We start from the raw sequence: 1,364 nt of genomic DNA on the forward strand, positions 1-1,364 counted from the left end.
GTCCGTGGATCGAGGGGTGGCAGCAGGATCGGCGAGAACATCACCGAATTGCCGATCAGCTGCCACCGGGTAGGGGAGGTGGTCAGACCCGCGGTGAGCCACTCCATCTGGTCCCGTCCGGTCATCGTGCGCGCCGGATCGTCGACCTGCCGTCCGATGCCGCGAACCTGTTGGGATCGATAACTCCGCAGGTCCAGCATGGACAGTTCGGCGAGCCGCCCGAAGCGCAGACGGCGGTAGAGACGTCCGGCATTCGTGCGGACCGGCATCCACTCGTCGTAGGCCCGCACGGATGCCGCTCTGCGGGCCGCCCAGTCGCCCTCGACGAGCGGATCGTGGTTCTCCGCCCCGCCGGCCCACGCGTCGTTGGCCGATTCGTGGTCGTCCCACACCACGATCCACGGCACCTTCGCGTGCAGTGCCTGCAGGTCCGGATCGGTCTTGTACTGCGCGTGCCGTATCCGGTAGTCGGCCAGGCTCACGATCTCGTGCGCCGGCAGGTGAGCGCGGACGGCCCGGCCGCCGGCGACGGGAAATTCCCCGGCCGCGTACTCGTACAGATAGTCGCCGAGGTGCACCACGGCGTCGAGATCGTCGCGCGCGGCGAGATGACGGTAGGAGGAGAAGAACCCGCCTTCCCAGTCCGAGCACGACACCACCCCGAACCGGAGACGTTCGACTGCGGCGTCGTGAGCAGGTGCCGTGAGCGTCCTGCCGATCGGTGAGACGGCTCCGGCGGCCCGGAAACGATAGAAGTAGGTGGAACCGGGTGCGAGTCCGCGGACGTCGACCTTGACGGTGTGGTCGGAGACCGCACTCGCCGTCGCCGTGCCGCTCGAGACGACCGCATCGAAGGTACTGCTGCGGGCCAGTTCCCAGCTCACGGAGACGTCGGGCCCCGCACCCGAACCGGGTGTCGCCTCCGGCGACGGGGTCACCCGCGTCCACAGGACCACCGCGTCGGGCAGCGGATCTCCCGATGCCACACCGTGCGCGAAGACCGCCGGGGAGGCGTGCGCCGGCTGCGAGGTCGTCGCGAAGGCCGCAACACCCGCGGCGAGGATCGACGACCGGAGCACGGCGCGGCGGGACACATGATCGGCGAACGGTGTCGTGGCCACGACCACGATCCGACCACACAATCGGACATCCGTCACGCGAACGGCACAGACCGTCGCCGACCGGGCGTCGGCGCGAGCTTGTAGCGTCGGATGCGTGAGTGATCTTTTCGGGGCGAACGACCCGTCTGCCGAACCGGACGCCCTGTTCGAGGCGCCACGCGAACCGGAACCCGACATCGAACCGCAGGTCCGCCGGACCTCGATGGCACCCGGTGGCGCGAACGCACCGCTCGCCGCGCGCAT

The 1,364-nt window shown here is 69.4% G+C and carries 1 protein-coding gene; it reads right to left on the reverse strand.

Annotated elements, in window-relative coordinates:
- Positions 1-1,121 (reverse strand): alkaline phosphatase D family protein (locus R1101_RS0123545; protein WP_026003642.1); only part of this gene is annotated, 1,121 nt, incomplete at its 3' end.
- Between the last annotated feature and the right edge of the window lie 243 nt (positions 1,122-1,364).

This window comes from Rhodococcus sp. R1101, assembly GCF_000278445.1.
Classification (GTDB): Bacteria; Actinomycetota; Actinomycetes; order Mycobacteriales; family Mycobacteriaceae; genus Rhodococcus; species Rhodococcus gordoniae.